Consider the following 472-nt stretch of genomic DNA (forward strand, 5'->3'; position numbering starts at 1 on the left):
ACGTGTTGCAGCAAATCGCCGGCACCTGCAAACAAGTGCCGCTGGCGTGGTGTGACGAGCGTAATTTACGGCTGCCATCGAGCCTGGCGGTGTTTCCCGAAGTGGCACTGAATGAGGAACTCTATCGCTGGCTCGCGTTGCTGGCGGCACAGGCCGGGCAGATGCGCCACTGGGGCCGGGACAATCAACGCTGGACGCAACAGCTGCTGCGACGCTATCCCGCGCTGCGTGTTCGTTACCAACGACTGGTCGATGCCCATCTGCAATTGCGCCCCGATCCGGCCTCGTTGAACGGCAGCGAAGCGGCACTGGAACGGGCGTTATGCCAGGCGTTGCGCGAGCCCGGCAGTGTCGAGCACTTCCCCCGTAGCGAACGGGCCGCGTGGCCGTTGCCGCTGTGGTTGTACCCGCCGCAAAATCTCGCTAGTCCCCAGGCTGCCGATCTGGGCGATGAGTCCGAAGAGTCTTTGAC

The 472-nt window shown here is 63.6% G+C and carries 1 protein-coding gene; it reads left to right on the plus strand.

The features are described from left to right. Positions 1 to 472, plus strand: a 472-nt coding sequence (locus AC1DCG_RS25125; protein ID WP_477041756.1) for a hypothetical protein, incomplete at both ends; no start/stop codon positions are given.

The sequence above is a fragment of the Caulobacter sp. 10L414 genome, assembly GCF_056395525.1.